Raw genomic sequence first — 7,520 nt, forward strand, 5'->3', positions numbered from 1 at the left:
ATGTGATTGCCGTGCCTATTTTAGTTGTTAACTGATGAAGCCTTAGGGTTTAACTCTGGCTGACAAACCTGCCAACATTATGCCCATAATGCTCGCCCAACATCGCCCAACAATATGAGCAAATCGTTAATTACAAGCCTAACGCTCGCCTAATACGGGCCCCATAATCACTGTCTGCTTTTTCAAAGTGAGACAACATCTTTTGTTGAGTGTCAAGGGTCACTTGTGACAAGGTATCCGTAATCGTACTCACTAAACGTGATTTCTCTTCATCAGAGAAGATACGATACAAGTTTCCCGCCTGAGTAAAATCGTCTTGATCATAACGGCTATAACGAGCAGCTTCCCCCTCTAATCTTAAAGGCGGCTCAGCAAATGACGTTGCATCTTTAAGCCCTTCTAATGAATTTGGCCCATAATTAGGACTATTATCTCCACCGGTTTGGCTGCCATTATAAGGGCACTGGGTTCCAGCCATGGCGCCTCCACGCTGATGATGATCCGCTTTAGTCGCATGTGGGCAATTAACCGGTAACTGATTATAGTTAGCCCCAATTCGATAACGCTGCGCATCCGCATAAGCAAACAAACGCGCTTGTAACATTTTATCGGGAGAAGCACCCACTCCAGGTACTAAATTACTTGGCGCCAGAGCGGCTTGCTCAACCTCTGCAAAATAATTCTCTGGCATTTTATTGAGTTCTAATTCACCGATTTCAATTAATGGATAATCTTTATGAGGCCAAACTTTCGTTAAATCAAACGGATTAATATGATACGTATTGGCATCAGCTTCTGGCATAATCTGCACTTTCACAGCCCATTTAGGAAAATTGCCATCACGAATGGCTGCAACCATGTCTCGCTGTGAAGAATCAGGATCAATTCCCTTCAAAATATCAGCTTGCTCACCCGTTAAATTCACGATCCCTTGCAAACTCTTAAAGTGAAATTTCACCCAGAAACGCTCACCTGCTGCATTCCAAAAAGAAAATGTATGTGATCCATAACCGTGCATTTGTCGATAATTTGCAGGAATACCACGATCTGACATTAGAATAGTGACTTGATGAAGCGCTTCAGGATTCAATGACCAAAAGTCCCACATGGCTTGGGGATCTTTCAAATTCGTCTCAGGGTTACGTTTTTGAGTATGAATAAAATCAGGAAACTTTATTCCATCTCGTAAAAAGAAAGTCGGAGTATTATTGCCAACAATATCATGGTTCCCCATTTGAGTATAAAAACGCAATGCAAACCCTCTCGGATCACGCTCAGCATCTGCCGATCCCATCTCCCCACCTACCGTCGAAAAGCGAAGGAAGGTGGCCGTTTTTTTACCAACACCATTAAAATGTTCAGCCAGAGTATATTGACTCAAGTCCTTTGTGAGGGTAAAAACACCATATACACCTGTACCTTTAGCATGTACAACCCTTTCAGGGATCCGTTCACGATTAAAATGCGCTAGCTTTTCAATTAAGTGCCAATCTTGCAATAATAATGGACCACGTTCCCCAGCAGATAATGAGTTTTGATCGTCTGCAATGGGTGCACCATTTTGCGCCGTTAAATACTCACCTTGATCATTCACTTTCATCGCTCTACTCCTCACTCTTTATCTTGCTTCTTATGTCAAGATGACAATAAAGACCGCCTTCAAGACAGTGCTTGCCATTTTTGACCAATAGATAATAGTTATTTACCGATGAACTAATACTAGTCGAATAAAATAGTTTTATATAACGATTAAAAGTAATCGAAATAATCTTTTTTAACGATTAAAAACAGGTAAAAATTTAAAAAATAAGGAGTAAACAACAAAATAAGTAACAATAAAAAAATTATGGATACAAAAAACGCAGGCGAAATTCGATTAAGCTCACATTAGCTGTTGAATTTAATAACTAACAGCTAATACCTAGTAACCAAAAAACCTCAGTTATTCTTCATTAACATAATATTAATTCCTACTGCTTAACATGCTAACTATCAATGAAATATTAAATGGCATAAAAAACTTTAATACCATTTAATATCAATTAACTAGGTTATTCTACATTGGCCGATTTATGTTAATGCTCATCCATACTATAATCTCTCACAACTTGAGCCACTCGAATTCGATAGTCCTGAAACAAAACCTTTTTACCTTGATGTTGTGCTTCTTGGTGTAAAAAATGATTTCGCCACTGCTTGACTGCCGCTTCATCTTTCCAAAACGATAAAGACAAAAATTTATTTGGATCATTCAGACTTTGAAAACGCTCAATAGTGATAAATCCATCTATTTTGATTAACTCATTTTTCAACTCAGCCGCAATACGAAAATAGGCTTCTTTTCCCGCGACTTTAGGCGTTACTTCAAACATCACCGAAATCATCTTGCCTCTTCCCCATTTTTCATATAGGTTTCTGGAACGGAAGTAAGAAACGTCCGCTTTTCTTCTAAAATAAATTGTTCCCGTTGCGCAAATCTAAAATTATCTTTGCCTTGCTCATCTGTTTTTAGACGTTTTCGATACTGTTCATAGGCCGACAAACTTACAAAACTGATTAAGCCAAATGCCACATTATTTGTCCCTTCATGAGGCAGAAAATATCCCACCAATTCTCCTCCACAAGCCGGAATTATTTGCCCCCAATTTTCAGCATATTGTTGAAAAAGGTTAATTTTAGACGGATCAATTTTATACTCGATAAAACAGGTTATTGTCATAATAAGTCTTTCCTTTGAGATTGATTATCACTTAATATCTGAATAGCAATCAGTGTAAAACGAACAAAACCACTATGCTTCTATCGCCATCGAAGTATCAGAAAATCATCAAGGGACAATAGATTAAGAAACAATGGCAATAAATTACCAAATATCACTTATCTTATGCTTGTTTCACCATCCGCCATCGAGATATCAGAAAATCAGCAAGAGACAATAGATTGCAGAACATCATCAAAGGACAATAGATTACCAAATATTGCTTATCTTATGCTTGTTTCACCATTAGCCATCGAGATATCAGAAAACCATAAAGGGACAATAGATTGCAAAATATCGCTTATATCGCCTCACTCATTGGCGAGCCAACACGTGCCAGTATGTTAACGGCATTACTATCCGGTAAAGCCCTCACAGCCACAGAGCTTGCCATTGAAGGAGAGATCAGTGCTTCAACAGCCAGTAGCCATTTGAATAAACTCATTGAAGGAAGGCTAATTAAGGTCAGAAAACAAGGTCGACATAAGTATTTTCAATTATTCGACCATCATATTGCGGCGTTATTGGAACAACTTCTCAATGTCAGCGCATCAATATCACTCTCAACGACGAAAACAGGGCCAAACAATTCAAGATTAAAGCAATCTCGAATTTGCTATGATCATCTTGCAGGTACCTTAGGCGTTGCCTTATTTGATAGCTTAAAACAAAATCTATATCTCATTGAGTCTGATAACGATACTCAACTGACCGATAAGGGGCATGACTTCTTTAACGCAATAGCTAAAGAAAGCTTGCTATTAAACACGACGAGCCAAAGGCCGCAGTGTAAAGCCTGTTTAGATTGGAGTGAAAGACGCAGCCATATGGCTGGTCAATTAGGTAAATGGATATTAACAGATTTACTTAATAACAAATGGGCGATTAGGGATCTCGATTCAAGAGCCATTGAGTTCACGCCACAAGGACTCATAAAATTTTCTAAACGTTATGGCATATCCTAACGCTTCCAAGATATACCCGTGATACTTGAAGATGCAGGATTCAGCTGGAATTAAAAGCTTTTTAGGCAAGGCTTTGAACAGCGTGCCTAGTCATTCTAAGCTGATGTTCAATAACGCAGTATAAAAGGCTTTTAAACCAGCCCTTTGGGAGTCTGTAAAAGCACCTACTTCTGCGTTGTATCACCTTAAAAGGCAATAAGCATTTCGGCAATAATACGCCTTGAATTAGGCACTTTTACAGGCTCTGAAAACATTCATCTTCAAGTATCACGGGTATAAATAGAGAAGGCATGACGCCTTCTCGACTTTAATCACACTTTATTCATTACACTGACAAGCGGCGTCTGACACTGGCCAATAACACTAAAAAAGCGATACCGATAAACTGTAAACTACCGCCATCATCTTCTTCAACTTTAGGGGTACCTTCTGGCGTTTCTATGACACTCGTCTTTGGGTAATAAAGATCAACAATCAAAGGATCATGATCTGATGAAGAATACACATTCAATGATTTTTCAAGCTCTCCGGTATATTGACTCGAATACTCAAATAAATTCGACTCGGCCGCATTGATATGCCAGTCAATAACACTGACCACGCGCGTCGCTAAACTCTCATTGCCAATTGCATGATCTAAACTTCCCACTTCACCATTGTAATTATATGAATAGGTCGATACACCATTTTTCAAAGTATTAAGGTTAATCAATCCGTAACCTTTTTCAATTTCACGGCCATGTTGTTCATAAACATTCCCTTCTAAAGTTGTCCAGGATGCCGTGCAAATAGGCTGCGCCGTCAAAGAAGTATCACTGATTGAAGTCAGAGGGCAAGTTTGTGCATTTTCAGCACTACCAAAATCTAACTCTGATGCATCATAATCAGTTAATACTCTAAGAGGATCTTCCATGCCATAACTGTTTAAATCACCGATGATGAGTAAATCCCCCTCAATATGTTGTACTGACTCAGCTAATACCTTAGCCGCGGAAACTCTAAACTCATTACAATGCCCTTGTAAATCTGTCGGCTCGGTATATTCACTGTTATCTACCCAGTCCTCGAAACAAGCCGAGCCTTTTGATTTAAAATGATTCACCACGACCGTTAAGGACTCTTCATTAATACTAAAAGTCTGGCCTAAACTATAACGCTGGGTTTTAGCAAATGCAGGATTGAGATCAGGTTGAACGACCGTTTCACTGTCAGATGTCGGCGCCACTGCACGATCCGCAACACCTGCTGTCACGTGCTGCTCTGGCATTGCAATCACAAATGCCTCATCAAGGGGCGACATTTTCTCGGGTCGATATAACAGCCCAACCATGATGGAGTCAGTTCCCAAGTACTGCCCTTGATATTTGTCATTATCACTCATTTCAATAAACTGGTAGGCCAATTCTTTTGGTAATTCTTTATTAAGGGCATCCAATAAATTTTGCAGCGCGCTTTTATCACCAAATCCATTATTTTCAATTTCCATTAACCCAATAATATCGGCATTCATCTCCACTAAGGCATTAACGATTTTACTGCGCTGTAATTCAAAATCCGCTGCTGTTTTGGCCCCACGAATGTCACTTCCTTGAGTGGCATTTTCATTCCCACTAAAAGCGGAGTTGAAAAGATTCAACACATTAAAACTCGCCACACGGATATCAGCATTTTCAGCAAGTTCGGGGGCAGCAGCTCTGTCACTCAAATGAGTTAAGTCACTCATCAAAATTGAATTGGTCACCACTAAACGGTATTCGCCGTCACTAAAGGTCACCATACCTTCAAGGCCGATAATGCGATCGTTAGTGCGAATATAGCCCAATTCAGGTTCAAAATCGGTAAAATAAGGAATAACACCAGCAGGGGCGGGTAAATCAGATTCAAGGATTAATCGATTCGCTTTATTCTTAGCTTCAAGGGCTATCGCCGCACTGGAGAGTGCAGGATACACTTGTGTCGCTTTAACTGGTGTCCCTTTGTGAGATAGCATTAAATTATTGCGCCCCACACTGCCATCATAACCAAAGTTACGTGAAACACGTAAATCACTCTGTTCATCAAGCTTAATCTTCATTCCCTCAACACGCTCAAGGGTTGTTGCCAAGCTCTCTCCATCACTGACAGACAATAATCTGGGCTCAGGCAGTGCAAGCACCCCATCAATGTGCATCTTAGGCTCAAGGGTTAAATCAATGAGAGTCAGGCCATTATCTTCTTTTACTTTTCCCTGAACACAGACCTGAACGCCAGGTTGAATAGTGTCAGGGGCAAGGTCACTTAACGCAACAAAAATGCCACTGGAGCTAAAAGGGTAATACTCTCCCTCGATTTCTTGTAAATAAAAGCCTTTCAGTAACTCGTCTCCTCGCGCGGTCACCACACCTTGTACATACATGGCATTTTCAGAATAAAAAACATTCGGCTCCTCACTTGCCACCGTTGCGAGTGGACTCGCCCCTTCGGTTCCTTGAATGTCATTAATAGAAATAAAATCAGATTCAGTACAATCAATGTCTTGGATCGCAACTGTGTTCATGCCTTCTGTAGTGATAGCGGCGCTGTTAATGTTTGCATGTGCCATGCCTGGCAACATCAAAGCCAATGCCAGTGATGTCATAATCAATTTTGTTCTACAAACCATGTTATCAACCTTATTTATCAAACTTATCTATTAAGCTTATCTAGCAGCCTTACCGATCAAACTTACCAATAGCGTTACTCTTTATGGTGCTAGCACAATATTTCGCATAATGTTCGTACTAAAAACAAGCAAATAGAAAAATAAAAACACAAAAAATAACAAATAAAAAACAAAAGTAACACAAAGTTACTTACAAGATAAAGCCTCTTACCATTAATAAAATCAATAAATTAAAAGATAAACATAAAAAAGGGAGCCTATGGCTAATGCCAGTAAGTTAAGCTTATTGGCATTTTTTATTTCTAGCATATCGCTGTGGTCTTCGTTTGACTGCTCGGGGAAAGGTTCGTGTTCGTCTGGGTTCCAAAATTAAACTTTCAACCATGGCATAAAAATGTTTAAGTTGACGGGGTATTGCCCCTGGCGTTGAGTAAGGTAACCCCACTAATAATCTTAAAATATGCGCTAACGCACCATTAAAACTTAACTGATAAGGAAGATAATCGCCTTTGAGCTGATGGCACATTTTTACCATCTGATAACGGATCAGGTTATAGGTCAGCAAGATCCCCCATAATTCCTGTTTTACTAGCTCTGGCAGCCGACTTCTCAAGGTTAAACGATTGCCGAGCATGTACTGCTTCTGTTCTCGGTATCCTAATTCTATTTCCCAGCGATGCGTATATAAATCCGCGATATCCGTCACTGGATAGCGCATAGGATCGGTCATTGATGTCAACACTGAGTACGCCTTTCCATTAATTTGTCGACTGATCAGCCGGACTTCAAGCTCATCAGGTAGCGCTGGCCATCGTTTTCTCGCATGTGGATTACTTTTTAATCTAACGATTTTATCATTACGCCCCAAACTGCGGAGCACTTCATATTGCACATTTTTCTTCAATGGGATCAACCAATGCCGCTCGTGACCAGCAGATTGCCACTGATTGAGTAGCCCCAGCGAATAAAAACCGCGATCAAATAAAGTCAAACTATGATCCGGTGTAGACTCGATAAGCTTTTCAGCTAATACCATTTCATTGACCCCATAATCATCAAATGCACTAGCAGTCACAAGATGGCTACTTAATTCCATTTGGCAGACCATTCGCACTTGAGGGTATTGACTGTTTTTTTGTCGAGAAAAAGCAGTCGC

6 protein-coding genes are annotated in these 7,520 nt (G+C 40.0%); 1 reads left to right on the plus strand and 5 read right to left on the minus strand.

Annotated features, from left to right (window positions below; all coding sequences use genetic code 11):
- Window positions 1-130: 130 nt before the first annotated feature.
- The 3 genes from katB to Q0791_RS16770 form a co-directional block, all read right to left on the minus strand.
- Entirely contained in the window at window positions 131-1,600 is a 1,470-nt protein-coding gene (katB, locus tag Q0791_RS16760) for a catalase KatB (protein WP_299008829.1), read from the minus strand.
- 475 nt (window positions 1,601-2,075) lie between these two features.
- Entirely contained in the window at window positions 2,076-2,384 is a 309-nt protein-coding gene (locus tag Q0791_RS16765) for an antibiotic biosynthesis monooxygenase (protein WP_299008833.1), read from the minus strand.
- Complete coding sequence (locus Q0791_RS16770) at window positions 2,381-2,719, minus strand: NIPSNAP family protein (protein ID WP_299008836.1); 339 nt, start codon at window positions 2,717-2,719, stop codon at window positions 2,381-2,383. The genes Q0791_RS16765 and Q0791_RS16770 overlap by 4 nt, the downstream gene beginning before the upstream one ends.
- A gap of 326 nt (window positions 2,720-3,045) precedes the next feature.
- Here Q0791_RS16770 and Q0791_RS16775 point away from each other — a divergent pair, with 326 nt between their 5' ends.
- Window positions 3,046-3,723 carry a helix-turn-helix transcriptional regulator gene (locus Q0791_RS16775; RefSeq protein WP_299008839.1) on the plus strand — a complete coding sequence of 226 codons (678 nt, stop codon included), beginning with the start codon at window positions 3,046-3,048 and terminating at the stop codon, window positions 3,721-3,723.
- A gap of 325 nt (window positions 3,724-4,048) precedes the next feature.
- On the opposite strand, the gene Q0791_RS16780 is transcribed toward Q0791_RS16775, so the two are convergent.
- Both Q0791_RS16780 and Q0791_RS16785 read right to left on the minus strand, forming a co-directional pair.
- On the minus strand, window positions 4,049-6,364 hold the full coding sequence (locus Q0791_RS16780) for an ExeM/NucH family extracellular endonuclease (protein ID WP_299008842.1): 2,316 nt from the start codon (window positions 6,362-6,364) through the stop codon (window positions 4,049-4,051).
- 283 nt (window positions 6,365-6,647) lie between these two features.
- The coding region (locus tag Q0791_RS16785; protein ID WP_299008845.1) for an IS4 family transposase at window positions 6,648-7,520 on the minus strand (873 nt) is incomplete at its 5' end.

It is taken from the genome of uncultured Shewanella sp. (assembly GCF_947495455.1).
Taxonomy (GTDB): domain Bacteria; phylum Pseudomonadota; class Gammaproteobacteria; order Enterobacterales; family Shewanellaceae; genus Shewanella.